General features: G+C 54.4%; 25 protein-coding genes. 6 read left to right on the top strand and 19 right to left on the bottom strand.

Annotation, left to right across the window (positions count from 1 at the left end):
* Positions 1 to 84: 84 nt before the first annotated feature.
* The 14 genes from FC75_RS02640 to dnaA form a co-directional block, all read right to left on the bottom strand.
* On the bottom strand, positions 85 to 399 hold the full coding sequence (locus FC75_RS02640) for a helix-turn-helix domain-containing protein (RefSeq protein ID WP_054662828.1): 315 nt from the start codon (positions 397 to 399) through the stop codon (positions 85 to 87).
* Between the two features lie 237 nt (positions 400 to 636).
* Positions 637 to 1371, bottom strand: coding sequence for a hypothetical protein (locus FC75_RS02635; RefSeq protein ID WP_056989052.1), 735 nt, complete (start codon positions 1369 to 1371; stop codon positions 637 to 639).
* 54 nt (positions 1372 to 1425) lie between these two features.
* Positions 1426 to 1959 (bottom strand): ClbS/DfsB family four-helix bundle protein, encoded by a 534-nt coding sequence (locus tag FC75_RS02630; protein WP_056989051.1) that lies wholly within the window; start codon positions 1957 to 1959, stop codon positions 1426 to 1428.
* A gap of 213 nt (positions 1960 to 2172) precedes the next feature.
* The gene (gene rpsR, locus FC75_RS02625; RefSeq protein WP_054662813.1) at positions 2173 to 2409 is read right to left on the bottom strand and encodes a 30S ribosomal protein S18; all 237 of its coding nucleotides are present in this window, start codon (positions 2407 to 2409) and stop codon (positions 2173 to 2175) included.
* Positions 2410 to 2467: 58 nt separating this feature from the next.
* Entirely contained in the window at positions 2468 to 3046 is a 579-nt protein-coding gene (ssb, locus tag FC75_RS02620; protein ID WP_056989050.1) for a single-stranded DNA-binding protein, read from the bottom strand.
* A gap of 23 nt (positions 3047 to 3069) precedes the next feature.
* Complete coding sequence (rpsF, locus tag FC75_RS02615) at positions 3070 to 3366, bottom strand: 30S ribosomal protein S6 (RefSeq protein ID WP_054662810.1); 297 nt, start codon at positions 3364 to 3366, stop codon at positions 3070 to 3072.
* A gap of 374 nt (positions 3367 to 3740) precedes the next feature.
* Positions 3741 to 4445: an MgtC/SapB family protein gene (locus tag FC75_RS02610; RefSeq protein WP_054662807.1), complete on the bottom strand. Its 705-nt coding sequence runs from the start codon at positions 4443 to 4445 to the stop codon at positions 3741 to 3743.
* A gap of 72 nt (positions 4446 to 4517) precedes the next feature.
* Positions 4518 to 7196 (bottom strand): DNA gyrase subunit A, encoded by a 2679-nt coding sequence (gene gyrA / locus FC75_RS02605; protein ID WP_056989049.1) that lies wholly within the window; start codon positions 7194 to 7196, stop codon positions 4518 to 4520.
* Positions 7197 to 7502: 306 nt separating this feature from the next.
* Positions 7503 to 9476 (bottom strand): DNA topoisomerase (ATP-hydrolyzing) subunit B, encoded by a 1974-nt coding sequence (gyrB, locus tag FC75_RS02600; protein WP_056989048.1) that lies wholly within the window; start codon positions 9474 to 9476, stop codon positions 7503 to 7505.
* A gap of 12 nt (positions 9477 to 9488) precedes the next feature.
* The gene (gene recF / locus FC75_RS02595) at positions 9489 to 10616 is read right to left on the bottom strand and encodes a DNA replication/repair protein RecF (protein ID WP_054662801.1); all 1128 of its coding nucleotides are present in this window, start codon (positions 10614 to 10616) and stop codon (positions 9489 to 9491) included.
* Complete coding sequence (gene yaaA / locus FC75_RS02590) at positions 10613 to 10828, bottom strand: S4 domain-containing protein YaaA (protein ID WP_054662798.1); 216 nt, start codon at positions 10826 to 10828, stop codon at positions 10613 to 10615. The genes recF and yaaA overlap by 4 nt, the downstream gene beginning before the upstream one ends.
* Before the next feature lie 216 nt (positions 10829 to 11044).
* Positions 11045 to 12403, bottom strand: coding sequence for a hypothetical protein (locus FC75_RS02585; protein ID WP_056989047.1), 1359 nt, complete (start codon positions 12401 to 12403; stop codon positions 11045 to 11047).
* An 88-nt stretch (positions 12404 to 12491) separates the two neighbouring features.
* Positions 12492 to 13631, bottom strand: coding sequence for a DNA polymerase III subunit beta (gene dnaN, locus FC75_RS02580; RefSeq protein WP_056989046.1), 1140 nt, complete (start codon positions 13629 to 13631; stop codon positions 12492 to 12494).
* A 171-nt stretch (positions 13632 to 13802) separates the two neighbouring features.
* Positions 13803 to 15167: a chromosomal replication initiator protein DnaA gene (gene dnaA, locus FC75_RS02575; protein ID WP_056989045.1), complete on the bottom strand. Its 1365-nt coding sequence runs from the start codon at positions 15165 to 15167 to the stop codon at positions 13803 to 13805.
* A gap of 581 nt (positions 15168 to 15748) precedes the next feature.
* Here dnaA and rpmH point away from each other — a divergent pair.
* The 6 genes from rpmH (at position 15749) to mnmG (ending at position 21819) form a co-directional block, all read left to right on the top strand.
* Positions 15749 to 15889, top strand: coding sequence for a 50S ribosomal protein L34 (rpmH, locus tag FC75_RS02570; RefSeq protein WP_003568442.1), 141 nt, complete (start codon positions 15749 to 15751; stop codon positions 15887 to 15889).
* A gap of 220 nt (positions 15890 to 16109) precedes the next feature.
* A complete protein-coding gene (gene rnpA / locus FC75_RS02565; protein WP_054662792.1) occupies positions 16110 to 16469 on the top strand; it encodes a ribonuclease P protein component in 360 nt (119 codons plus the stop codon).
* Positions 16470 to 16495: 26 nt separating this feature from the next.
* A complete protein-coding gene (locus tag FC75_RS02560) occupies positions 16496 to 17323 on the top strand; it encodes a membrane protein insertase YidC (protein WP_202813278.1) in 828 nt (275 codons plus the stop codon).
* A 13-nt stretch (positions 17324 to 17336) separates the two neighbouring features.
* Positions 17337 to 18074, top strand: coding sequence for an RNA-binding cell elongation regulator Jag/EloR (jag, locus tag FC75_RS02555; protein ID WP_054662789.1), 738 nt, complete (start codon positions 17337 to 17339; stop codon positions 18072 to 18074).
* Positions 18075 to 18468: 394 nt separating this feature from the next.
* Entirely contained in the window at positions 18469 to 19857 is a 1389-nt protein-coding gene (mnmE, locus tag FC75_RS02550) for a tRNA uridine-5-carboxymethylaminomethyl(34) synthesis GTPase MnmE (RefSeq protein ID WP_056989043.1), read from the top strand.
* Positions 19858 to 19905: 48 nt separating this feature from the next.
* Complete coding sequence (gene mnmG, locus FC75_RS02545) at positions 19906 to 21819, top strand: tRNA uridine-5-carboxymethylaminomethyl(34) synthesis enzyme MnmG (RefSeq protein WP_056989042.1); 1914 nt, start codon at positions 19906 to 19908, stop codon at positions 21817 to 21819.
* 54 nt (positions 21820 to 21873) lie between these two features.
* Here the strand turns inward: mnmG and FC75_RS02540 are convergent, their stop codons facing one another.
* The 5 genes from FC75_RS02540 to nagB form a co-directional block, all read right to left on the bottom strand.
* Positions 21874 to 22578, bottom strand: coding sequence for a deoxynucleoside kinase (locus tag FC75_RS02540; RefSeq protein WP_054662786.1), 705 nt, complete (start codon positions 22576 to 22578; stop codon positions 21874 to 21876).
* A gap of 261 nt (positions 22579 to 22839) precedes the next feature.
* Positions 22840 to 23016 carry a hypothetical protein gene (locus FC75_RS12875; protein WP_169790456.1) on the bottom strand — a complete coding sequence of 59 codons (177 nt, stop codon included), beginning with the start codon at positions 23014 to 23016 and terminating at the stop codon, positions 22840 to 22842.
* Positions 23017 to 23034: 18 nt separating this feature from the next.
* The gene (locus FC75_RS02535) at positions 23035 to 23292 is read right to left on the bottom strand and encodes a hypothetical protein (protein ID WP_056989041.1); all 258 of its coding nucleotides are present in this window, start codon (positions 23290 to 23292) and stop codon (positions 23035 to 23037) included.
* 599 nt (positions 23293 to 23891) lie between these two features.
* Positions 23892 to 24677 (bottom strand): Cof-type HAD-IIB family hydrolase, encoded by a 786-nt coding sequence (locus FC75_RS02530; RefSeq protein WP_056989040.1) that lies wholly within the window; start codon positions 24675 to 24677, stop codon positions 23892 to 23894.
* A gap of 90 nt (positions 24678 to 24767) precedes the next feature.
* A complete protein-coding gene (gene nagB, locus FC75_RS02525; RefSeq protein ID WP_056989039.1) occupies positions 24768 to 25475 on the bottom strand; it encodes a glucosamine-6-phosphate deaminase in 708 nt (235 codons plus the stop codon).
* Positions 25476 to 25504: the final 29 nt, after the last annotated feature.

Here is a 25504-nt window from a genome sequence, read left to right as displayed (position 1 = left end):
GAACCAGATATTGTTGTGGTAGAAAATTTGTCTAACTTTTCTATGGCACTTCATTGGACGCACCGCGACTTCATTATCCACTTTTTATTCGAAGGACTGCAACAATGTCAACAAAGCCGCTGAGATTTGCTGCCGCTTTGCTTCTGGCAAAGTTTTGAGGTAATTCAGCAACGCCAGGGTGTTGATATCGGCGAACTGGTCGGCCGCAAAAAAGTCAGCCAGAGTAAGTCCCAACGCATCGCCGATTTCCGTTAATTTCTTGATGCTGATGTTATCAACGTCGCCGCGTTCAACTCGGGAAAGCAAGCTGACCGAAACGCCAGCTTGCTCTGCCAGTTGTTCGATCGTCAAGCCGAGCTTTTTGCGTTGCGCGCGCACCAGCCGACTAATATTTTTCAATCGCCGTTCAGCTCCATTCACACTTAACACACTTAACTAGCCTACACGGTATAAGAAAAACGGTTTCAATTAAAGAGCTTAAAAGATGCAGAAAATAAAAATAACAGTTTCAGAAGAAAATAATAAATGAAAGCCGCGGCCGCGGTGAAAATCGTGCTTATTTTCAGCAAATAAAAAACTTAGATTTAGAAATATTTTTTTCTGTATATGGAGACTATCTGCGGGTTAACCATCAATTCAGTCGACTCGGGTCAGCTCATCCAACGTTTTCCCATCGTCATCGATCAATTCTAACCAGCCATTCGTGTCGCCGTAATACAGAAACAGACCGACTTCGTTCACACTGCGCAGGGTCACCGCGGCAGTCGTGGTGTAATCAGAAATCTTAGCCGCGTTGTCTGCGCGCAACTTGTCTCCGTACTTGGTGCCGTAGCTCTGCGAACCGTCGCGATTGAGCATCGGCTCACGGACCAGCTTGGCCCCAGGCACAATAGTCATTTCCTTGGCTGCAGTCCAGTACACCGTCGCCTCGCTACCGCCGCGTTTCACGTGGAACGCGTGCGTCTTCAGCGCCTTGTTGAAGCGATGCCGGGCCTTGGGGGGCCGCTTCTTAGTCGGAGCGGCATCCTTCAGCTGAATGCCTAAGCGGACCAACACCCACATCTGCGCCTCCAGCAATTGCTGAACCGCTGTCCCGGTGGCCGAAGCACTGCCGTCTGCGATCAGCTGTTCAAAAAAGCGCTGGACCTTGACCCCGTCCACGCTGTCCGGGACGCCAAGGATAATCACACCGTCCGCCTTCGCTGGTACGTCGCCAACGCCGACCAACACCTTAGCGGCCGTCGCGAGGCGCACATCATTTGCAGGCACCGGTTGCTCCAGGTCGCGCGTCAGCAGCATGGTGCCCAGCCCATCGCCTAGGGTCACGCGTGTCTCCGTGTCAGTCATGGTCACTGTCATTGTCAGTTTCATGTTTTTCTCCTTGAGATAAAAAAAGCGGCCAGCGCGGTCGCTTTTCAGCGGATGTTACTTCGTCTTAGCAAGCGGCTTTTCCGCCCGCGTTGTTTTCAGGTACTGCGTCAGGACTTTGATTGCCCAAGCGTAGTGTGTGGAAGCAACCATGGTCGCAAACTCGCCAAGCGACAGGCTGCCGGTCCAGGGGTAGAAGCCCCTGAGGAACATTTCCTCATTATTGGCTTGCTCGAACTGGTCCATCAGATCGCTGTACAAACTTTCGAAGGCTTTTTTGGCCTCCGTCAGCGTGGTCTTCTGGTTGGCCTGCCAGATCTTGCGGCTCAGCTTACCGCTATTCTTCCAACTATAGGGTTTCGGCATGAAACGCTTTGCGGTCCCAGCCAGGTTTGCTTTGCTCCAATCCAGGTACATTTTTTGCCAAGCTGCCAGCTGGACCAAAACGTCGCGAACGTTACGATCGCGGCCTTTGAAAGGAAAGGTCCCGTTTAATTCTTCATCTGACATGTCGCTTAAAATCTGATCGAGCTTATCGTGCCGCTCAAACGTTGCCAAAATCAATGACTGCCGTGAATGTGGCTCTGCCAAGTTTAATCGCCTCCTGAGGGATTTGAGATAAACGCATTCAACACTGTCTCCACTCTCTATGGTGGGCCTAAACGCGAAAATTTTCAAGGCCGGGCCTTAGAATTGACAAACAAATATTTTAAAATATAACAGAAAGCGAATGCAGAAAACTCGCCGTCACCAGACGGAATCGATAAAAAAAGCCCTTTGCATCTCTGCAAAGGACGGATGGTACTAGTCTTCAACGACAAATGGCAGAAGACCCATGATGCGTGACCGCTTGATTGCGATCGTCAGCTTGCGCTGGTTTTTGGCGCTGGTACCGGTCACCCGACGCGGCAAGATCTTGCCCCGTTCAGAGATGAACCGTTCCAACAAATTGGTGTCTTTGTAATCGATGTAATCGATGTGGTTTGCGGCGATGAAGTCGACTTTGCGACGACGACGGCCACCACGACGCTGTTGTGCCATGGATGTCACTCCTTTACTCATTGATTGATTCAGCCTTACCTAGGTGAGACTGATTGGATTAAAACGGCAGATCATCATCAGAGATGTCGATTGTCTTGCCATTGTTGGCAAACGGATCGGCACTGTTGTCAGACTGAGCCGGCTTTTGCTGGCTCGCACTGGCTGCTGATGATGCAGGGGCGCCAAAGTTTGGTGTTTGCGGGGCCCGTTGTTGAGGCTGCCCGCCGCCAAATCCTGACTGAGGCTGTTGGCCGAAGCCGCCAGCCTGTGCTTGGTTGTTGCCGGTTGCCGGTTCAGACGGCCGCGCTTGGGTGGTCGCCTTGCTTTCCAGCAGCGCGAAGTTCTCGACGACGACTTCGGTGACGTAGACCCGCTGGCCTTGGGCGTTGTCATAGGTGCGCGTTTGAATGTGCCCCTCGACGCCGACCAGTGACCCCTTGCGCGTGAAATTGCTGAAGTTCTCAGCACTCTTGCGCCAGATCACACAGTTAATGAAGTCCGTCTCGCGCTGGCCTTGGGCATTGGTGAACTGCCGGTCAACAGCCAGGGTGAATGACCCGACCGCGGTCCCACTTTGGGTGTAACGTAGGTCGACATCGCGCGTTAAACGCCCGGTCAATGATACATTATTGATCATTCAAGTTTCCCCCTTAACGATAACTAGTCGTTGCGGACAACGATCATGTGGCGAAGAATTTCGCTACTGATCTTAGCAAGTCGGTCGAATTCGTCGATCGCCTTGGAATCGTTAGCGGTCAGGTTAACGATGTGGTAAGTGCCTTCTGTGAAATTCTTGATTTCATAGGCAAACTTACGCTTCTGCCAATCCTTGGAATCAATGATGCTGGCACCATTTTCCTTCAAGATATTGTCAAAACGTTCAACTAATTGAGCCTTGGCCTCTTCGTCGATATCTGGACGAATGATGTAGGTCACTTCATACTTAGTTTCAGCCATTTGACATGTCACCTCCTTATGGACTATTGGCCCTATTCCCTAGGGCAAGGAGTAAGCGTGCCAAAAGGGCACATGCTCACAAGCTAGTAGTGTATCATACCGAATGGTTTTACTCAAGGAATTTCGGGCGGCACCTAGGGGGGGCGGAGCGGCGACCTCCGGCGGAATTCGGCTGGCGACGCGGAGCTCGAAATGGTGGGCACCGCTTCGAGCCTCGGTGTAAGCGGCAGCTACGCATGGCTTAGAGTATGCGGCAAAGCCGCTTACTCTAAGCTCAAGCCGCTAACACCAATTTCACCACTGAGCTGATTCCGCCTCCGGTCGCTACTCCTATTCTCTATATGTAACACTAATTAGGACCCCAAACATAAAGGTCAGATCGACACGGTCTGGATCTGCATGATGTTCTTGTTCATCGAAATGTCCTCAATGATGTCCGCGTAATTCATGCCCCGCGGCAGCTCGATTTCATAGATGTTGGTGTAAACCGAATCGGTGTCCGACTGGGTCACACGGAAGTTGACGTCGGTGACCTTGATGTGGTGATCGTCAAAGTACTGCTGGATGAATTCCTTGGTTTCGACCCGGTGATGGTACTGAACCAACAATCGTTTCATCGTGTTGACGTGCAGTAGATTTTTGGCGAAGACCAGCACCAAAATAATCAGGATGGAGCCCGGAATCGCGATGTCGTAGTTACCCATCCCGATCGCCAAGCCGATGGCGGCAACGGCCCACAGACTCGCCGCAGTCGTCAGGCCGCGCACGGTGCGGTGCTGCACGATGATGGTGCCGGCACCCAGGAACCCGATGCCGGAAACGACCTGGGCGATCAGACGTGCGTCATCGGCCCGCAGCACACCGGAGAGCTTAGGTTCAGCCAACGCGGTGTTCAACGCGTTAAAGCCGATCTCTTTTTGCATCAGCGCAATCATGCATGCGCCCACGCACACCAGCACATGAGTCTTAATGCCCGCTGGCCGGTTCTTATGCTCACGGTCGTAGCCGATTACCCCAGAGATCAACATCGCCAGCAGCAGCCGCCCAATGATCTCTAGCAGACTCAAAGAATAGTGCATTGTCTTTACCCACTTCTTTCAAAAAGGACCGGGAAGGTAAAATCCCCCGCCCGGTCCGTATCTAAGTAACAATTATTGATCGTCGTCTGAACTGTCATCACTGTCGTTGCTATCGCTGGCCGATTGATCATCTTGATCATCCTCGGCGCGCTTCAGCAACTCGTTGACCTGCGAGTCTGCATCCCCAGCGTAGGAGCCGGCACTTGCTGCGTCGCTGCCTGCAGGCTGGTCGGCGGCCGCTGCGGCACTGCCGTCAGCACTTGCCGCACTATCGGTTGGTTCTGGCTCATCTGGCTCTGGGGCCAGCTTTGCCATCGTTGCAACCTTGGCGCCATCATCGACCTTGATCAGCCGCACGCCAAGCGTGGACCGCCCAGTTTGCGAAACCGTGTCAATGTTGAAGCGGATCATGACCCCAGCATCGGTGATCACCATGATGTCTTCAGTGCCATCAACGGTGGTGACGCCGGCCAGCGGCCCGTTCTTTTCGGTGATATTGGCAGTCTTGATGCCCTTACCACCGCGCCCTTTGATTGGGTACTCAGAGGCGGCGGTCCGCTTTCCGTAGCCTTTTTCGGAGATCACGAAGACTTCCGAATCCGGCTTGAGAATGTCGGAACCAACCACGTAGTCCCCGTCCCGCAGGCGCACGCCGCGGACCCCGGTAGCAGAACGGCCCATGCTGCGGACGTCCTGCTCCTTGAAGGTCACAGAGTAGCCCAGGTGCGTGCCAATGAAGATGGTGTTTTCGCCGGTGGTCGAAATGACGTTGCTCAGCTCGTCGCCGTCTTTCATGTTCAAGGCAATCAGGCCGTTCTTGCGGATGTTGTAGAACTCCCGCGTCGGCGTGCGCTTGACGACCCCGTTGCGGGTGACGAAGAACAGGTAGTCATCGCTGGCAGCCTCGGCGTCCTCATCCGCGTCTGTGTCGTGGCGCTTCACATTCAGCACCGTCTGAATCTTTTCGTTGTTGTCAATGCCCAGCAGGTTGATGATTGGGATGCCCTTGGCCGTGCGGCTGTACTCAGGGACTTCGTAGCCCTTCATCCGGTAAACCTTACCGGTGTTGGTGAAGAACAGCAGCATGTCATGGGTCGAAGTCGTGACCAGGTGCTCGACAAAGTCATCGTCGTGCACACCAGTTCCTTGGACTCCACGGCCGCCGCGGTTTTGCGCCTTGAACTCATCGCTTGGCAGGCGCTTGATGTAGCCGTTGTGCGTGAGGGTGATCACAACGTTTTCCTCTTCAATGAGGTCTTCGTCTTCGATGGTCAGGTCCTCGCCGACCAGCAGTTCAGTGCGGCGCTTGTCACCGAACTTCTTTTGGATGTCGAGCAGTTCGTCGTAAATGATTTGGTGGATGCGTTCAGGCTTGGCCAAAATGTCCTTGTAATCGGCAATGGCAGCGAGCACGTCTTTGTACTCGTTTTCGACCTTCTCGCGTTCCAGACCGGTCAGGCGGACCAGCCGCATGTCGAGAATGGCCTGGCTTTGCTTATCAGACAGGCCGAACTTATCCATCAGGATGACCTTAGCCTTATCCCCGGTTTCACTGCCGCGGATGATGCTGATGATCTCGTCGATGTGATCCAGCGCGATTTTCAACCCGGCCAGGATGTGCTCCCGCGCCTGGGCCTTTTTCAGATCAAACTCGGTCCGCCGGCGAATGACTTCTTCCTGATGCTTCAGGTAGTACTGCAGGATTTCCTTGAGGCTGAGGGTCTTCGGCGCCCCGTTGACAATGGCGACCATGTTGAAGGAAAAACCGGTCTGCATCGGTGTCAGCTTGTACAAGTTGTTCAGCACCACGGAAGCGCTCATGTCGCGGCGCACATCAATGACAATGCGCATCCCGTCGCGGTCGGACTCATCGTTCAGGTCGGTGATGCCATCGATCTTCTTTTCCCGGGCCAGCTCGGCGATGCGTTCAACCATTTTCGCCTTGTTGACCATGTACGGAATTTCGGTGACGATGATGCGTTCCTTGCCGGTTTTCGACGTTTGAATCTCGGTCTTGGCGCGCACGATGATCGTGCCCTTGCCGGTTTCGTATGCCCGGCGAATGCCAGACTTGCCGATGACCAGCCCGCCAGTCGGAAAATCGGGCCCAGGCAGCGCAGACATCAGGTCCGCTGTCGTCGCGTCCGGATTATCCATCAAGATGTGCAGCGCGGAAATGACCTCCGCCAGGTTGTGCGGCGGAATGTTAGTGGTCATCCCCACGGCGATCCCGGTCGCGCCGTTGACCAGCAGGTTCGGGAAGCGCGCCGGCAGCACGGTCGGCTCTTTTTCGGTGCCATCGTAATTGTCCTGATAATCGATGGTGTCCTTGTTGATGTCGCGGAGCATTTCCATTGTGATCTTGCTCATGCGGGCTTCGGTGTACCGCATCGCGGCGGCACCATCGCCGTCGACAGAGCCGAAGTTCCCGTGCCCGTCGACCAGCATGTAGCGGTAGGAAAAGTCCTGCGCCATGCGGACCATGCCTTCGTAAATCGATGAGTCACCATGCGGGTGATATTTCCCCATGACATCCCCAACGATACGTGCGGACTTCTTGTATGGCTTATCCGGTGTGACCCCGAGTTCATTCATGCCGTACAGGATCCGGCGCTGGACCGGCTTGAGGCCGTCTCTGACATCGGGCAAGGCCCGTGCCACGATGACGCTCATCGCGTACTCCAGGAATGAGGTCTTCATGGTTTTGGCCAGATTAACGGTGGTGATCCGGCTTTCTTGACGATCATCCATGTGAATTCTTAGCTCCTCTCAGTGGTGCTGTTTAGTGGTACTTCTGTTTACTTAAAAAGTTTACTGATGCCTCGGGAGTGGCCTCCGTACAAGCAATGTAGCGACGCGCTCGAGGGGACATATCTGCCATCGGTGATGCCGTCTTGTGGCCGGAGCCGGGAATGTCAGTTTCGAAATTCTGCTTGGCGGTTTACCGCCTAGCAGAAGACCCGACTGAGAGACTCGCTTGCGAGGCTCGAAGCGGTGTCCGCTACTTCTAGCTACGCGTCGCCAGCCATTCCCGGCGTAGGTCACAAGGCCCCCCGATTAAGCATCGATGTTCTTGCTGTCGACGTAAACCGCGTTATCTTCGATGAACTGGCGGCGCGGGCCGACCGAGTCGCCCATCAGCATTTCGAAAATACCATCAGCGTTCTCGGCGTCCTCTGGGGAAACCCGCAGAAGCCGGCGCTTGTCCGGATCCATGGTGGTTTCCCAGAGCTGGCTGGCATCCATTTCGCCAAGCCCTTTGTAACGCTGAATCTCCGGCTTTGGTGACGGTGGCAGCTGCCCCAGCGTTTCTTCCAGTTCTTCGTCGGAGTCGATGTACTTCATCATTTTGCCTTGACGCACCCGATACAGCGGCGGCTGGGCGATGTAGACGTAGCCGGCATCCAGAAGCGGCCGCATATAGCGATAAATCAGCGTCAGAAGCAGCGTGCGAATGTGCGCACCGTCAACATCGGCATCGGTCATGATGATCAGTTTGTGATAACGAGCCTTGGAGACGTCGAAGTCATCGCCAAACCCGGTGCCCATGGCGGTGAACAGCGTCCGAATTTCCTCGTTAGCCAAAATGCGCTCCATGCTGGCTTTTTCAACGTTCAGGATCTTCCCCCGAATCGGCAGGATGGCCTGCGTCAAGCGACTGCGGCCGGACTTCGCGGAACCGCCCGCGGAATCCCCTTCGACGATGAACAGCTCGGAAATCTCAGGATCCTTGCTGGAGTTATCCGCCAGCTTGCCTGGTAAGTTGGAAATTTCCAGCCCAGACTTCTTGCGGGTGACCTCACGCGCACGTTTAGCAGCGGCGCGGGCCTTATTCGCCAGCATGGCCTTGTCGATCAGCTGCTTACCCTCTGCCGGGTGCTCCATCAAGAACTTGGAGAAGTGCTCGGAGAACATACGGTCAACGGCCGTCCGGGCGTCAGCATTGCCAAGCTTGGTCTTGGTCTGACCTTCAAATTGCGGATCCGGGTGCTTGACGGAAACCACAGCGGTCATGCCTTCACGCACATCTTCACCAGACAGCGGCTCGTCGTTTTCCTTCAAGGCACCTGACTTGTGGGCGTAGTCGTTGATGACACGCGTCAGCGCGGCCTTAAAGCCGGTTTCGTGAGTCCCGCCTTCGATGGTGTGGATGTTGTTGGCAAACGTCAACAGGTTGCTGGCGTAGCCGTTGGTGGCGTACTGAAGCGCGACTTCAACGGTGATGCCTTTGTACTGGCCTTCCACGTAAATCGGCTCCGGCAGCAGGTTGTCCTTCCCCTTGTCGAGGAATTCGACGTACTCGCGAATGCCGCCTTCCGCCTTGAACGACAGCTTTTCGGCGGTGTCCTTGCGCTTGTCGGTGAAGTTCAGCTGCAGGCCCTTGTTCAGGAAGGCCAGCTCGCGAATGCGCTGCACCAGAATTTTGTCGTCATAGGTCGTGGTTTCAGTGAAAATGTCCGGGTCCGGTACAAAATGAACCTTGGTGCCGTGCTCATGCTCCGGCGCATCCCCGATAATCTTCATCGGGGTCTTCACTTTGCCGCGCGTGAAGTCGATGTAGTAACGCTTGCCGCCACGGGTGACCACGACATCCAGTTCGGTCGAAAGGGCGTTGACGACAGACGCGCCAACCCCGTGCAGCCCGCCGGACACCTTGTATCCGCCGCCGCCAAACTTACCGCCGGCGTGCAGAATAGTGTAAACCGTCTCCAACGCTGGCCGGCCGGTTTTCTTTTGAATGTCGACTGGGATCCCGCGTCCGTCATCGGTGACGGTGATGGAATTGTCCGGCTCAACCACGACATCGATTTCGCTGGCAAACCCGGCAAGGGCTTCGTCAATCCCGTTGTCGATGATTTCCCACACCAGGTGGTGCAGACCCTGACTCGAGGTCGTCCCAATGTACATCCCCGGCCGCTTGCGGACCGCTTCAAGACCTTCAAGGACTTGGATCTGGCTGGCGTCGTATTCGGCGGCCTTTTCCTCTTTTTCCTTGACGAGCTCTTCTTGGGTTTCTTTATCTTCTGCCATTCATGCTCCTCCTTACGCTTCCGCAGAGTCTGCGGTCAGAACCCCATTTTGCACGTGATACACGGCCGGGGTCTCAATTATTTCCTGGGCAATGCCATCCAGGCTAGTGGTGGTGAGAAAAGTCTGCACCTTGTTTTGGATGGCCTTCAGTAAATGAGTCTGGCGCGTGTCATCCAGTTCGGACAGCACATCGTCAAGCAGCAGCACCGGGTACTCCCCGGTTTGGGCCTTCATCAGGTCGATTTCGGCGAGCTTCACAGCCAGCGCAGTGGTGCGCTGCTGACCCTGGCTGCCAAAATTTGCCACGTCTTTGCCGTTCACAATGAACGCCACATCATCGCGGTGGGCGCCGACCAGCGAGGTGCCTTGGTCGATCTCCCGGCTTTGGTGTTCGCTATAAAGGTCCTGAAGCGCCTTGTAGGCCGTTTTGACATCGCCACGGGCACTTGACGGCACTTGCGTCCGGTACTCGAACGTCAGCTTCTCCTGGCCTTTGGTGATGCCGCTGTGGATTACCGCGGCAAAGCCTGCCATCTGGTGAAGCAGGGTCTCTCTCGCAGAGACAATTTCGGCGCCGTACGCTGCCAGCTGATCCGACAAAACGGAAAGGTAGACCAGGTCTTTAGCCTGGTGGTACTTCAGCTGCTTAAGGTACGCGTTGCGCTGTTTCAGCATGGTGCGGTACTGAGTCAGGTTGTACAGGTACTTGGGACTCATCTGTCCGAATTCCATGTTGATAAAGCGCCGGCGGTTGGCCGGGCTACCTTTGACAATCGCGAGGTCTTCCGGCGCAAATAACACCACGTTGAACCGACCAAGGTATTGGGAGAGCTTCGGCTGCTCGATCTGATTGACACGGGCACGCTTCCCCTGCGTTGAAATCACCAGCTCCAATTGCATCGGGCCACTGCTGCGACCGATGCGCCCATTGACCCGAGCGAAGTCTTCACCAAAACGGATCAGTTCGCGGTCATTGTTGGTGCGGTGGCTGCGTGCTAACGCCAACACGTACACCGCCTCGAGCAGGTTCGTTTTGCCTTGTGCGTTCTCGCCGATCAGCACGTTGATCTGCGGCGAAAAATCAGTATCGACGTCCGCATAATTACGGTAATTATGCAGGGTCAGGTGCTCAAGCTTCACGCGCGCGCCACGGTGAAGCTGGTGTGATCCGGTAAAGTTACGGTATCGCCAGCCTCAAGCTTGCGCCCACGCCGGTCCTCGGCCTGGTCATTGACCAGCACCGTATTTTCTTTCAGAAAATACTTAGCCGCGCCGCCGCTATCCACGACACCGGCATCTTTCAAAAGCTGCCCCAGTGTAATGAAGGCGGTTGTGATCGTCACAGTCGACATGCTGCCACTCCTTTGACGTTAGATTTATCGCAATGTGCGAATTTACTACCTATATATTATACCGTATTAATGCATAAGCTTCAATCCAATTTGGCGTTTTAAGCGGCTCTGCGGCTGATTTAGTGGGGGACGGTCCACCGTACACAAAGAAGGCAAAAACGGCCAAAACGCAAAAAATGGCCATTCTCGCGTTTTTCGGCGAGAATGGCCACTTTATTATGAGGTTGGGCCCCGAATCAGACTAAACGTTATCTCTGCCGTGTAAGTGCCAGGTGAAAGCAGCGGCGTTTTCGGAATGATCAGCCGACTTTCGGCTAGGGACACGGTTTGATTATCAACTCCAGAAAGCGCAATCGCCGCCTCTTCGGTTCCGGTCTCCTGCTCGCCCAAACGCAGCCGCATCGGCAGCGCTGGTGGCGCCTTGAGACTTATTTGCAGTGTCCACGGTCCGTTCGCGGTGATGTCCAACTGATGCCACTCAGGCGCAACGGCGATCGAGCCGGCGGCGATTTGCGCCAAAGTATATGTACCAGTGAAAAGCGGTGGCAGTGGGACGACGGGAATGTCGCTGGTTAGTGGATCGAGAAACGTTCCCAAAATATTGTCGTAATCGTACACCTGCGACGCCTTGTCGTCATCACTCTTGAAAGGTGAGATTTTATACTCAATCTGCCATTTCATCGGGAAGCTCGCCCTAGTTAAGCCGCTAAAATGGACCGTGCCATCTTCTGTAATTGGTAATACAGTTCTTTTGCCGCTAGCGCTGACCCATGCAAATCTAACCTGGCCATCGCCATATGGTGGCACAATAACAGGCAGCTTAACGGTGGCTTCCCCACGTTGATTGACAGCAATAGGATTTGGATGATGAATAACCCTGTAGCTGCCTGCTTGGATTCTCTGAAGGTCTGTGACCGCTGGCGGTCGATACACAGTAAGCTCTTCATTAGATGACAAAGGTTGCAAATTGGGGGTCAACACTAAGGAAAGCATATTGGGGTCTGCCGCTGTATGCCATTTACTTAAAGGGAGCACATATTTATGCTCATTTACATCGACCAAAAATAGTTCAAGCGGGACAAAATCGAATATTTCATACCCGTTAGTATTCACGCGAAAAGCTTTTGGGTCTGTGCCAACACTTGAAACGACATGCAGAGTGAAATCCATCTCAAAGCTCTCTTCATTCTCCAGATTGATAGTTTTTATCCGATAAAATTGTTCACCAACCGTTCTTGGTTTAATTAACAGGTCTCCGAACAAGGAAATAGATAGTTCCGGCGCTGGTTGAATCTGACCTGAACTGCTTGTGTTTATTCTTGAAATAATTAACTTCGGACTTCCCAAAAAGCTTCGTCCGTGGTCCAATGTCCAGGGAGTTCTTAGCTTAACGTCTTGATTGACCACTGTCCAAAGGTCTTTGGGAAGCATATACATACCCCCACTTTGCATCCCAGGCGACCACGTCACATTTTCAAACAACAGATTCTGATAAGGCAGCGCCGCCTCGACTCGCTGCCCGCCACCCCAAAACATTCCGACCAACATGACGAACCATAACCACCACTTACGCATCTCGCGGCCCCCTTTCTAGCCGTAGATTACGCAATGCAAAAACCCCTGCGACCAAAAGGCCACAGGGGTAATATCAAAACGGGTTTAGTTAGAAGGTCCGGACTGGTGTGATCAGCTGAACAAAGTGCTCTTTGTCCTCAGTTGGCACCAAAGTGAATGGCCGTAGTGGCGCAGTGAACGCGAGAACGATTGAGGTCCCGCCAATGCCTTGCAGCGCATCTTTCATGTAATCCGGGTTGAACGAAATTTCGAGGTCGTCGCCTTCCAGCTTCTGGAACTGGAGGGCTTCTTCGACGTTCCCGACGTCAGGCGAGTTGCCGTAAATCGTGGCCGTTTGCTTGGCAATGTTCAGGCTGAGCCGAACCACGTTGTTGGAGCTTTCGTGTGACAGTAAGCTGGCCCGGCCAATGGCTGCCAGCAGAGTTGGCGCGTCGAATTCGATGTTGGTCGTGCTGGTTGTTGGAATCAGGCGGCTGGTATCCGGATAGTTGCCTTCCAAAAGTCGTGAGTAGAACATCGTGTTACCGGCGATGAACAGCACCTGATTAGAGGCAAACCGGATTTCGACATTCTCAATGTCATCGGTCAGTGTCCGGCCCAGTTCAGTCAGACTCTTACCTGGAATGATGACGTCGTAGCTGGCATCCCCGGCATTGGGCAGATCCAGTGTGCGCTGAGCCAGGCGGTGGGAATCGGTCGCAACGGCAATCAGCTTGCCCTTTTCAATTTGAATGTGGACACCAGTCAGGATCGGCCGACTCTCCTGGGTCGAAACAGCAATAACGGTTTGTGAGATAAGCTGACGCAACACGTCGGCTGGCACCGTCAGTGCATCCTCGCTGGACACTTCTGGCAATCGCGGATAGTTGTTTGCGTCCAAGCCGTTGATCTTGAATTCAGACGAGCCACTGGTGATGACAGTCTGGAAGTTGTCCTGAACGTCCACGGTCATCGTCTTCTCTGGCAGGCGCTTAACGATTTCGGTGAAGAACCGTGCTGGCACGGTGATGCTGCCGGTGTCTTCGATTTGCAGATCGTTTTGCTCACTGGTGGCGTCGATTTTGCTTTCAATTGAGATGTCGGCATCACTGCCGGTCAGCACTAAAGCAGTGTCCGTTAAGTCCATCTTCAGGTTCGTCAGGATCGGAATGGTGGTCTTCGTGGTAATGGCCCTGGACACATCATTCAACGATTTGATGAACGTGGCACGTGTGATCGTGAATTTCATTTTTTCTGTCCTCCCAAGCGTAGCGTTATCTATATAATACGCTTTTTAAGTAATAGTAGTAGAGGCTGTGGACCTTGGGGAAAAACTTGAGAAACCCAGGCAAATAAGTTTTCCACCTGTGGATAACTCGGCGTAAAAGTCGGTGCTGAATCCCTGAGTTTTCCACAAGTCCTATCCACGGTTGCGCAACCGGTTCTTCAGCTCGATGACCTGATCCTTCAGCGTGGAATCGTCTGTGATGGCTTGCTCGATTTTTTCGTGGGCGTGAATGACGGTGGTGTGATCCTTGCCGCCAAACTCCTGGCCGATTTTCGGCAGACTGTTGTCGGTCATTTCGCGGGCCAGATACATCGCGATTTGCCGCGGCATGACGATTTGCTTGACGCGCTTTTTGCCTTTCAGATCGCTGACGGAGACCTGATAATATTTGGCGACGATATCCTGAATTTTGGCGATCGACAGCTCGGAGTCCTTGCCCGACAGCTTCAGACTCTTGAGCGCCTCAGCTGCCATGCTGGTCGTGATGTCCTCATGGGCCATGGTGGCGTAAGCCTGGACCCGCACCAGCGCGCCTTCCAGCTCACGCACGTTGGAGTCGATTTGGCCGGCGATGTAAGACAGGGTGTCGTCGGGGATGACGAGGTGCTCGGCATTGGCCTTGTTGCGTAAAATGGCGATCCGAGTTTCCAGATCTGGCGGCGTCACATCAACGGACAGGCCCCACTTGAAGCGGGACACCAGACGCTCTTGCAGCTTGGGAATCTCGTTGGGCAACCGGTCCGACGTCAGGACGATTTGTTTTTTGTTCTCATATAAGGCGTTGAATGTGTGGAAGAACTCTTCCTGCGTGGCTTCCTTGTCGCCGAAGAACTGAATATCATCGACCAGCAGGAGGTCGACGTTGCGGTACTCCTGCCGAAACTCCTCCTGTTTCTTGGTCTGGATGGAGTTGATGAAGTCGTTCGCGAAGGCCTCCGAGGTCACATACTTCACGTTGGCCTGAGGGTTGTATTCCAGCAGCTGGTGACCGATGGCCTGCATCAGGTGGGTCTTGCCCAGCCCCACGCCACCGTACAAAAATAGCGGATTGTAGAGTACGCCGGGTTCCTCGGACACGACTAAGGCCGCGGCGTGCGCCATTTGGTTGCCCTTGCCGGTGACGAAGGTCTCAAACGTGTACTTACTATTGAGATGAGATGTTTCCTTATAGGTCGGAATCGGGGCCGACTCTGCCTGCGAGTTGGCAGGCTGGGTGCCTGGTGCAGCGGTGCTGGTGGCAGTCGAGTTGTCACCCATGATTTTAATGACAGGCGAGATCTCGAGGTTGCCGAACTCGTAGCACCACTCGACGACCTTCGTCACTAGGTTCTGTTCCCAGTAGGTTTTGTGTAGCTGTGACGGGACCCCAATGGTGATCGTGGTTTGGGTCAACGTTAGCGGTTTGACCGCCCCGACCCAAGTGTTAAAGCTGACTGGGGTCATTTCTGCCCGGAATTTTTCTTCTAAATATGCCCATAGCTCATCGATATTTGGCACGTATTGCCCCTCCGCAACCGAAAAATGTAGTCGAAATCAAGCCGCCAACCGATTTTCCCATGGATGATCGATTCGCGACATCGCACTTTTCAGTTTAGCATTGCCCTGTAGAGTTTTCCACAGAATCAGAAGTTTTCCACATGTTGACCGTCCAAGAAAATCAAGTTTCCCCAGCGCAGGGATAATCTTGTCCCCAACGCGTGAATAAACCGCTAAAAGTCAGCTTTTTTTCGAGTTATGCACATTCTGGTGTGAAACGTAGGGCCCGTTGTGATGCATGTTTCACAAGTTTTGAACAGGTTGAAAACATCCTGTTGATAACTTTCTCAACAGGCTGTGATTTTGCCGACAAGCCGTTCATCAGCCTGGGGATAACCGAAAATAGCGAAAAGTCGGGTGACAGGTTGTCCACAGCTTTGTGCGCAAAGTGGCCAATTTGTGGACAATTCCAGAAGGGATTTTTTTCAAGGAATCCTTGACGCGGCAGGGGGTAGTCCGTATAATGAAAAGTTGTTTACTGACAATCAGTTATTCGGCGTAGCAATACGCATTAAATAGCAAACTTAACAGGAGGTGTTCCTATGACCACCAAACGGACTTTTCAACCGAAGAAGCGCCACCGCGAACGTGTACACGGCTTCATGAAGCGGATGAGCACGAAGAACGGCCGCAAAGTGTTAGCACGGCGTCGCGCTAAGGGACGTAAAGTATTATCTGCCTAACCAACCACTGACCGCGTCAGTGGTTTTTTTTTGCAAGGTGCCTTGCAGTCGCGCTCTTGGCAGGATGGGTAGCCGCTACGCATAGCTAGCCACTCCTGAGTTGCGACTGCAAAGCCCGATTAGGGATCCTCACCTTTTATTATAGGTGGAAACCCCAGAAAAACCCGTGCGAGGCGCGGCCTGGTCTTGTATACTAGTAAGCAGATTGTGAGGGAGCGCTTTGCGAAAGTCATACCGCATTAAAAAGGAATCAGAATTTCAAGACGTGTTCGACAACGGCGCATCAGTCGCGAACCGCAATTTTGTGATCTACACCCTAAAGCGTGACCAGAAACATTTTCGCGTTGGCATTAGTGTCGGCAAGAAGGTGGGTCACACCGCAGTGATGCGCAACCAGATCAAGCGTTACATCCGCCAGAGCCTGCTTGAGCTCAAGCCTGAGATCGACCCGCAGGCGGATTTTCTCGTGATCGCACGGCGCAGCGCCAACCAGCTTGACATGGCCGGGACCAAGAAGAACTTGGTTCACGTCATGAAGCTGGCTGGCCTACTCGCTGAATCAGACGTGACAACGATATAATACGGTTTTTGTTGGAGGACTTATTCGTGAAAAAATCGACCAAACGGCTCTTACTGAGTCTTGGTATCATTACGCTGGTGCTAGTTTTAAGCGCTTGCGGGACGTCGACAGTTACTAAGGCATCGACGAACCCGTGGGACCGTTACGTCATTTATAATGCGGCCCAATTTGTTCTTTGGCTGGCTAAGATTTCCGGTGGTAACGTCGGTGTCGGGATCATCTTATTCACCCTGATCATCCGGATCCTGATTTTCCCGCTCAGTTACTACCAGATCAAGAGCATGAGCAAGTCGCAGGCGATTGCGCCGCAGCTCAAGGAACTACAGAAGAAGTACAGCTCCAAGGACACTGAGACCCAGCAGAAGTTGCGTGAAGAAACGCAGAAGCTGCAGGCCGAAGCGGGCGTCAACCCAGTTATGGGCAGCTTGCCGCTGCTGGTCCAAATGCCGTTCCTGCTGGCCCTGTACCAGGCGATTTACCGGACCCCGGCGCTGAAAGTCGGGCAATTTCTGTGGATGAACCTAGGCAAGCCTGACCCGTACTTCATCATGCCGATCCTGGCGGCGCTGTTCACCTTGGCAACGTCGGTGGTTTCCACGCTGGCTCAGCCGACGCGGACATCGACGAGCTGGATCATGGCCGCCGTTTCGCCGCTGATGATTTTAGTCGTGGCCTTTAGCTTCCCAAGTGCCCTGTCGATTTACTGGGTCGTCACCAACGCCTTTTCACTGGCGCAGACCTTCCTGCTTCAAAACCCATTCAAGATGAAGAAGGAACGGGAAGAAAAAGCACGGGCCGAGAAGGAACACGAAAAAGCTGTTCGCAAGGCTTACAAGCGTGCACTGAAGAAGTAATCGGGAGGTTATCATGCCCACTTTCCAAGGAGCCACGATCCAAAAAGCGATCGACGCCGGTCTGAAAGCAATGAAGCAGGACCGCGCCGCCGTTTCTGTCGAGGTCGTGCAAGAAGGCAAAAAGGGCGTCTTAGGCATTGGCAAAAGGCCGGCGATTGTGAACCTGCAGATCAATCCGGAGCCAAGCCCCGCACCCAAGGTCAAACCTGAACCTAAATCACACCACCGCCCACCGCTACCCAAGCCTAAGTTGCCAGAGGCGTTGCGCCGTGATCAACCCGTACGTGACGACCAAACCGCCATTGCGCTGGTTCAAAGTTATCTCGAAGACATTACCACGCAGCTGCAGATTCCCACCACGATCGACAGCGAGCGTCGCGGGGACACCGTGTGGTACGCGATGACCACACCCAAAGATGCGCTGCTCATCGGTAAGCACGGGAAAATTATCAACGCGATTCAGTACCTGGCCCAAACCGAGTTTAACCACTACGGTAAAAGTAAATGGACCATTATGCTGAACGTCGGCGATTATCGTGAGCGCCGCGATGCTGCGGTTCGCCGGTTGGCCGAAAAGTCCGCCCGCGAGGTCATCGCACGCGGCACGGCGATTTATCTCGACCCGATGCCGTCGTTTGAGCGCAAGGCGATTCACCAGACCCTGGCCGACAATGAATACGTTGAGACGCATTCCGAGGGCCTCGACCCGCGGCGGTACGTCGTGATCACGCCGAAGCGGCCGAATTTTTGACAGATGGTCCGCAATTTTGTATGATACAGGCAATTCAATAAGCGATAAAGTAGTCAAAGTGCTTTGTCCATGCTGATCCCCAGACTGGGGACCAGTGTGGCGACGCACTTTTTTTATGCTATGGTGCGTAGAGTTCGCGGTCTTAGCCCGACGATCAGCCTAGCTTGAAGGTTTGCCGCCGTTTTTTGGCGGCGAGCCTTCAGGCGTAGCTGAGCGCTCGGGCGTTGCGAACTCGTAGCCCGATTAAGGTGAAGGTGCGCAGAGTTCGCGGTCTTAGCAGGATGGGTAGCCTAGCCTAAGGCATTGCCACTGGTTTTTGGCGGCGGGGCCTTAGGCGTAGCTGGCCACTCCTGCGTTGCGAACTTGGAGCCCAGTTAGTGAAAGGACGATTAACGTGGCACAAACAGTCACTGAATACGATACGATCGCGGCCATTTCGACGCCGCCTGGCGAAGGGGCGATCTCCATCGTGCGCCTGTCAGGCGAAACGGCGGTCCAGACTGCGAACAAGCTTTTCAAGGGCAAGGACCTGACCAAGGTGCCCACGAATACCATTAACTACGGGCACATCATCGATCCGGATTCCGGCGAGGTGGTCGACGAAGTGATGGCGTCCGTGATGCGTGCGCCGCGGACCTACACCTGCGAGGACATTGTCGAGATCAACTGCCACGGCGGCATCGTCGGCACGAACCGCGTCCTGCAGCTGGTGCTCGGCGCCGGCGCCCGCATGGCCGAGCCTGGGGAGTTCACCAAGCGCGCCTTCTTGAACGGCCGAATTGACCTCACCGAAGCCGAATCGGTCATGGACCTGATCCGCGCCAAAACGGACCGCGCGATGCAGGTGGCGGTCGATCAGCTGGATGGTGACCTGCGCAAGCTGATCACCAACCTGCGCCAGGAAATTCTCGAGGTGCTCGCCCAAGTCGAGGTCAACATTGACTACCCCGAGTACGACACGGATGAGATGACCACCAAGATGCTGCGCGAAAAGGCGGAGCTGGTGCTCAGCCGCGTTGACGAGCTGCTGCAAACGGCTAACCAGGGCCAGGTGCTGCGTGAAGGGCTCGCCACGGCGATTGTCGGGCGGCCCAATGTCGGCAAGTCCTCGCTGCTGAACCACATGCTGCAAGAGGACAAGGCCATTGTCACCGATGTGCCCGGGACCACGCGTGACGTGCTGGAAGAGTACGTCAACGTGCGCGGCGTGCCGCTGAAGTTGGTCGACACCGCCGGGATTCGCAAAACTGAGGACAAGGTCGAAAAAATCGGCGTTGAACGCTCGCGTAAGGCAATCACCCAGGCCGACTTAGTGCTGCTGGTACTGGATGCCAGTCAGCCTTTGGCCGCAGAAGACCGCGAACTGCTTGATTTGACCAAGGATAAAAAGCGCATCGTCGTGCTCAACAAGCAGGACCTGCCGCAGCAGCTTGACATGGCGGCACTGGCCAACCTGGTGCCGGAGGAGCAGATCATCCGCACCAGCATGCTGGATGTTTCCGGGGTGGACGCGCTGGACAAGCAGATCAAAAACCTGTTCTTTGGCGGCATTGAAAACAGTCAAAGCACAGTGATGGTCACCAATGCCCGGCAAAGCGGGTTGTTGCGCCAGGCCAAGGCGAGTCTCAAGAGCGTGCTGAGCGGCATCGACGCGGGGATGCCCATCGATCTGGTTCAAATCGACATGACTGCCGCCTGGGACAAACTTGGTGAAATCACCGGGGATGCCGCACCGGACGAGCTGATCACCCAGTTGTTCAGCCAATTTTGCTTGGGCAAGTAGTGGTTGCCGGCACCGTTCATTTTTTAACGATAAAGGAGTTCTTAAATCATGGCAGATCCAAAAGTACGTGAATACGAGGCTGACACCTACGACGTGATCGTGGTTGGTGCCGGTCATGCCGGCTGTGAGGCCGCGCTGGCCGCGGCGCGCATGGGTGAGAAGACCTTGCTGATCACGATTAGCCTGGAAATGCTCGCCTTCATGCCGTGCAACCCGTCTGTGGGCGGGCCGGCTAAGGGCGTCGTGGTCCGGGAAATCGACGCACTGGGCGGTGAAATGGGCCGCAACATCGACAAGACCTACGTTCAGATGCGCATGCTCAACACTGGCAAGGGTCCGGCGGTTCGCGCGCTGCGGGCGCAGGCGGACAAGGCCGCTTACCACCGCTCCATGAAGGACACGATTGAAAAAGAAAATAACCTTGACCTGCGCCAGGGGCTGGTTGAGCGGCTGCTGGTCGAAGACGGCACCTGTGTCGGTGTCGTTGCGGCCACAGGGGCACGCTACCGCGCCAAGAGCGTGGTGCTGACGGCTGGTACGTCTTCACGCGGCAAAATCATCATCGGTGAGCTGATGTACTCCTCAGGCCCGAACAACTCCTTGCCTTCCATCAAGCTGTCAGAGGACTTGGAGCGCCAAGGCTTTAAGTTGCGCCGCTTCAAGACCGGCACACCGCCGCGCGTGGACGGCAACTCAATCGACTTTTCGCAGACCGAGGAGCAGCCGGGCGACACCACGCCGCACGCGTTTTCCTACGAGACACCGGATTCCGTGTACCTGAAGGATCAAATGTCGTGCTGGATGACCTATACCAACGAAACGACGCATAAAATTATTCGCGCCAACCTGGACCGCGCCCCGATGTTTTCGGGGGTAATCAAGGGCGTTGGGCCGCGCTACTGCCCGTCCATTGAGGACAAGGTCGTCCGCTTTGCCGACAAGCCGCGCCACCAGCTGTTCCTGGAGCCTGAAGGCCGCGACACTGAAGAGTATTACGTCGGCGACTTTTCGACGTCGATGCCCGAAGAAATCCAGCTGAAAATGCTGCATTCCGTCGCCGGGCTTCAGCACGCTGAGCTGATGCGGCCGGGTTATGCCATCGAGTACGACGTGATCGAGCCGTGGCAGCTGACCGCAACGATGGAAACGAAGATCGTCAAGAATCTCTTCACTGCCGGCCAGATGAACGGCACCAGTGGCTACGAAGAGGCAGCCGGTCAAGGCATCATGGCGGGCATTAATGCCGCCTTGCGTGCCCAGGACAAGCCTGGCTTCACGCTACGCCGCTCCGACGCCTACATTGGGGTGATGATCGACGACTTGGTCACCAAGGGCACTAACGAGCCGTATCGGCTGCTGACGAGTCGTGCCGAGTACCGCTTGATCCTGCGCCACGATAACGCGGATCTGCGGCTGACGGAGATGGGCCACGAGCTGGGTCTGATCTCCGACGCCCGCTACGCCAAGTTCCAGGAGAAAAAGGCGGCGATTGAGGAAGAAATTAAGCGGCTGGAAACCACTCGTCTCAAGCCGAGTCAAGTCAACGACTGGCTGGCCAGTATCAACGCTGCGCCACTTAAAGATGGCGTGCTCGCCAGCGATTTTCTGCGTCGGCCGGAGGTGTCTTACGATGACCTGATGCAGTTTATTCCCCGGGAAATACCACTGGACCATTATGTCACGGAGGAAGTTGAAATCTCCCTAAAGTACGCCGGCTACATTGAAAAGGAAAAGCAAAGCATCGCTAAATTGGAGCGGATGGAAGCCAAGAAGATTCCTGACCGGATCGATTATTCCGCGATCAACGGACTGGCGACAGAAGCGCGGCAGAAGCTGACCAAGATTCAGCCGCAGACCTTGGCCCAGGCCAGTCGCATCAGCGGGGTCAACCCAGCAGATGTGGCGATCCTGTCGGTTTATGTCGAGCAAGGCAGAATCGCAAAAGTGGCGCCTGGCGCCTAACGAAAAACGGCACTGACCTCAATGGCCAGTGCCGTTTTCATGTACAGAGATAGGTTAAGCGCGTTTTTGCTGAATCTGCTTGTATTCGGCCGGTGGCAGCTTGCCCAGCTCGACCAGCTTGCTTTCAATCTGGTCCAGAACGGCGTTGCGGTCATCGTGGTCGTTGACAAAGTCGTATTTGTCGCGGTCGATCGTCAGCAGCGTGGAACGCGTGTAGCCCTTGGACCAGTCGCGGTACGCCTGGTTGACGCGGTGGTAGTAGTCGATCAGTTCCGGCTTTTGGCGAATATCTTCCATTTCGCGACCGCGGCCCTGGATCTCATCGATTTCGTGTTCCGGGTCGATTTTCAGGTAAACAGCCAAATCAGGCATGCCATTCCAGGGACTGCCGTTGACGTTGGCCTGCATTTCCTGGGATAAGGTGACATAGACGTTGAAGTCGACATCATCGATTTCACCGTGCTTGTGCAGCTGGCTGGCCATGACGAAGTCCGATTCCAGTGAGGAATCCATCACCGCATTCTCCTGCAGGATAGCCTTCTTGAGCTGCTGGTAGCGGAACGTCAGAAAGGCGATCTGCAAAATAGTCCCAGTGGTTTTCCGGCTATCTTCGCCAGCGGAGTAGAACTTCTGCAACATGTTGGCGATCATGCCGTTGCCTTCGACGTCCTCATAAAACGCTGAGGAATGGAGATCCTGTGACAGGATTTTTGTGAGGGAGGTTTTGCCCGCACCGATACTTCCGAGGATATAGATCATGAGTCTGCTTCTTTCTGTGACCAGTAGTTTCTAGACAATAACGTTGTCCATTATACGCGAAATCAGCGGGCTTAACAGCGCAAAATGGGCCAGATGTGGGTGGTATTCGACCCGCCCCCACAAGATACGCCGAACAAATGGCGCGGTGCCGGGGATGCCACTGGGGGCGCAAAAAAACCAGCACCACAGGAAAATGATTTCCCAAGTACTGGGTTGATTGCCAAATTTTTAGGAGTCCCCAGGCGGCCTTGTAAAAAGGTCTCAGCGCACCGTGAGCAGGCTGATGATGACGCCGGCAACAATGACCGCGACCACGCCCTTTAAGCCTGTAGCGCGCAAGGAGAGCTGGTTGGTGCGCCACTCCGCAAAGATCAGGCCCAGCGTGACGATCAGTGCTACGATCCCCATGATCAATAATTTCATTACCAGTGCGTCCATGAGCCGCCTCCGCGTCAGTTATACTTCTAGGTCAAAAAAGGGATTGATCTGCTTTTGCAGGTCGTGGATCTGGACCAGGTTGACCGAAGGCATCAGCCGGTAGATAAAACCGGCAAATGTGTCACGGTGAAACTTGTAGTCCATCCGGCCCATCCGGTGCGGCCGGCCGTTCTTTTTTTCCCAGACTTCGAGATTATATTCCGCGTCCGGGATGATTGCAATATACCTGTGATCGTCGAGCGCGACGATCGGCTTAACAACTGATTGATCCAACATCGCCATTTCCTCCAAATTCCAATCGAGCTGATGGCCTGCCTTCCGGAATGTGCTAACAGGTAATCGCTGTGACATCAATTATAGCAGAGTCGGTGCAACCGGCGCGGTAAAAAAGTTTGTGAAATCTCGTGAATCAACTTTCACAAGCGTCCAAATTGGCGCGGCCGTAAGAAGTAGCCTGTCAAGCCCCAAAATCAGGAAAGGCGCATTGAAACAAGGATGAAAGCATACTATGGTACGCACCAAGCGGCCACAAAAAAATATTTTTCCTTGGCCACCCAGACAACTAAATTTCACAAAGTCGGTGCGTCCGACTGCACTGACACTGATTATACGAACGAATGTTTGCCAAGTCAACAGAGATTCGTTGACCACTGAAAATTAATTCATTTATGTCAGGAAGAACGCGACGATTGGATTCAAATGTCCCAAAGAGGCGGTCGCGACATCCGGAAGCGGAATGACGTCACGCCAATTGAAGGCAGCAGGCATTCAGCCCCTACGCCTGTGCCTGCAATGTTATTTAATGGCAAAAATGGCCGAAAAGCCCGCGTCAAGTGGCACGAGCTTTCCGGTCAGAAAGTATTTCCCGGGTGATGTTAGATCAGGTTGAAGTGCGTCAAGGCATCCACAATGCCACCTTGCTGGTAATCAGTGGTTTGGTAGTCAGCAATGGCGGCCACTTGCGGCAGTGCGTTGCCCATCGCGACGCCCACTGTGGCGCGCTTCAGCATGGGGATATCGTTGTTTCCATCACCAAAGGCGTAAGTGGGGATCCGCGCAAATTCCGGTCGGTCCGTCAGGATGTCGATGCCGGTGGCCTTGTTGATGCCGGCGTTGACCACGTCCAGCGCGAATGGCCCGTTGCGGAAGAAGGCGAGTTCCGGAAAGGCGGCGACATACTGAGCCCCAACTTCGCGGCCCTTGTCGGTGTTCGGCGTGAACAGCAGCATCATCACAGTCGGTTCGTGCAGGTAGAAATCGTGATCAACCGTCGGGTTGGCTTGGTGTACGAGCTTGTAGTTGCCTTCGATGTTGGCGTCGTGGTGAGTGGCCGCAACGTGTTGATCGTTGTAAAAGCTGATGGCGACGTTGTCCTTGTCTGCCTGGGTCACAAACCGTGCCAGTTGAGGTGCCCCCACTGGGCTTTGGTACAGGTGCCGCCCCTTGTAAAACACGTCTGCCCCATTGCCGCAGATCAGCGTGTCAATGCCGGTTTGCGCCACCAGGTCGTCCAGCTCCCAACGGTTGCGACCAGTGCAAATCACCGGCAGGACATCTTCGTCTTGCATCCGTTTGATTGCGTCCAGGTTTTCCTTAGGTACCTGCTTGTCTTGGTTCAGCAGGGTGCCGTCGAGGTCAAAAAAACAAACTGCTTTGGTCATGTGATCCTCCAATAAGATTAATAGGGCTATTCTACCATACCCGCACGTAAAAACGGCCGCGAGCACCAGCTCGCGGCCGTTAGTGGCAAATTACTTGCTGAGTTTGGAAGCGGCGGCTTCATCAATAATGATGATGGCGTCTTTGTGGTTTTGCAGGACCGAAGCCGGCACGTGGTCGGTCACAGGGCCCTCGATCGTGGCCTTGATGGCGTCGGCCTTATTTTCGCCGTAAGCCATCAGGATGATCTGCTTGCCCTTCATGATCGAGCCGATGCCCATGGAGATGGCGTACCGCGGCACGTCCTTTTCATCGTCGAAGAAGCGCTTGTTGGCTTCGATCGTCGATTCAGTCAGGTGAACCTTGTGTGTCGTCGAGTCGAAGCTGGAGCCTGGTTCGTTGAAGCCGATGTGACCGTTGCGGCCAATGCCGAGGATCTGGATGTCGATAGGGTTGTCGGCGATGATCTGGTCATAGTCCTTGGCTGCCTGCTCGATGTCAGCGGCGTTACCGTCCGGCACATACGAGTGCTTGAACGGCTTCTTGTTGAACAGGTTGTCCTTCATGAACTGGTGATAGCTTTGCGGATTGCCCTCTGGCAGACCCACATATTCGTCGAGGTTGACAGAGGTCATGTTGGAGAAGTCGAGGTCGCTGGCAACCATTTCTTGGTACAACGGAATCGGCGTGGAGCCGGTGGCCAGCCCTAGTACCTTGGCACCGTTGTCGATACCTTGCTTGATCAGCTCGAAGGCTTTCTTGCCGCCCTCGTTTTTATCTTTAACAGTAATGACTTTCATGTCTGTTCCTCCTTGTTTTGGTCTAGTCC

This window comes from Lacticaseibacillus camelliae DSM 22697 = JCM 13995 (assembly GCF_001436615.1).
Classification (GTDB): Bacteria; Bacillota; Bacilli; order Lactobacillales; family Lactobacillaceae; genus Lacticaseibacillus; species Lacticaseibacillus camelliae.
The sequence above is the reverse complement of the archived record's forward strand: the minus strand, read 5'-3'. Positions and strand labels throughout refer to the sequence as shown.

Excerpts from the sequence above, each read along its gene's own strand:
- rpmH (WP_003568442.1), top strand. The coding sequence starts at position 15,749 with ATGACCACCAAACGGACTTTTCAACCGAAGAAGCGCCACCGCGAACGT.
- gyrB (WP_056989048.1), bottom strand. The coding sequence starts at position 9,476 with ATGGCAGAAGATAAAGAAACCCAAGAAGAGCTCGTCAAGGAAAAAGAG.
- nagB (WP_056989039.1), bottom strand. The coding sequence starts at position 25,475 with ATGAAAGTCATTACTGTTAAAGATAAAAACGAGGGCGGCAAGAAAGCC.
- FC75_RS12875 (WP_169790456.1), bottom strand. The coding sequence starts at position 23,016 with ATGGACGCACTGGTAATGAAATTATTGATCATGGGGATCGTAGCACTG.
- mnmG (WP_056989042.1), top strand. The coding sequence starts at position 19,906 with ATGGCAGATCCAAAAGTACGTGAATACGAGGCTGACACCTACGACGTG.
- FC75_RS02610 (WP_054662807.1), bottom strand. The coding sequence starts at position 4,445 with ATGCACTATTCTTTGAGTCTGCTAGAGATCATTGGGCGGCTGCTGCTG.
- yaaA (WP_054662798.1), bottom strand. The coding sequence starts at position 10,828 with ATGTCGACTGTGACGATCACAACCGCCTTCATTACACTGGGGCAGCTT.
- FC75_RS02540 (WP_054662786.1), bottom strand. The coding sequence starts at position 22,578 with ATGATCTATATCCTCGGAAGTATCGGTGCGGGCAAAACCTCCCTCACA.
- FC75_RS02530 (WP_056989040.1), bottom strand. The coding sequence starts at position 24,677 with ATGACCAAAGCAGTTTGTTTTTTTGACCTCGACGGCACCCTGCTGAAC.
- FC75_RS02585 (WP_056989047.1), bottom strand. The coding sequence starts at position 12,403 with ATGCGTAAGTGGTGGTTATGGTTCGTCATGTTGGTCGGAATGTTTTGG.
- rpsF (WP_054662810.1), bottom strand. The coding sequence starts at position 3,366 with ATGGCTGAAACTAAGTATGAAGTGACCTACATCATTCGTCCAGATATC.
- dnaN (WP_056989046.1), bottom strand. The coding sequence starts at position 13,631 with ATGAAATTCACGATCACACGTGCCACGTTCATCAAATCGTTGAATGAT.
- gyrA (WP_056989049.1), bottom strand. The coding sequence starts at position 7,196 with ATGGATGATCGTCAAGAAAGCCGGATCACCACCGTTAATCTGGCCAAA.
- FC75_RS02535 (WP_056989041.1), bottom strand. The coding sequence starts at position 23,292 with ATGTTGGATCAATCAGTTGTTAAGCCGATCGTCGCGCTCGACGATCAC.
- jag (WP_054662789.1), top strand. The coding sequence starts at position 17,337 with ATGCCCACTTTCCAAGGAGCCACGATCCAAAAAGCGATCGACGCCGGT.
- ssb (WP_056989050.1), bottom strand. The coding sequence starts at position 3,046 with ATGATCAATAATGTATCATTGACCGGGCGTTTAACGCGCGATGTCGAC.
- rpsR (WP_054662813.1), bottom strand. The coding sequence starts at position 2,409 with ATGGCACAACAGCGTCGTGGTGGCCGTCGTCGTCGCAAAGTCGACTTC.
- FC75_RS02635 (WP_056989052.1), bottom strand. The coding sequence starts at position 1,371 with ATGAAACTGACAATGACAGTGACCATGACTGACACGGAGACACGCGTG.